At 63.8% G+C, this 243-nt stretch carries 1 pseudogene; it reads right to left on the bottom strand.

Annotation, left to right across the window (positions count from 1 at the left end):
* Positions 1 to 243 (bottom strand): annotated as a pseudogene (locus tag AB4Y44_RS42875) (hypothetical protein); the annotation flags it as partial.

Here is a 243-nt window from a genome sequence, read left to right as displayed (position 1 = left end):
AGCCACGTGCCGAGGAACGCCATGACCGGCGAGGTCGAATTGAGGATGGTCGCCAGGCCGGCTTCCACCGAACGTTCGGCCCACGCGATCAGGGTAAAGGGAATCACGCTATTGAGCAGCGCCTGCAGCGCGTCGAACTTCTCCTGCGCTTCTTCCTGCGTGCTGCCGATCACTGGGAAAATGCCCGGCATGATCTTGAGATGCTCGGGGCGGCGGCCGTAACGTGCGAGCCGCCCCTTCACG

The organism is Paraburkholderia sp. BR10937, from assembly GCF_040965695.1.
In the GTDB taxonomy this organism is placed as follows: Bacteria; Pseudomonadota; Gammaproteobacteria; order Burkholderiales; family Burkholderiaceae; genus Paraburkholderia.
This window is presented reverse-complemented; position numbering and strand designations above follow the sequence as displayed.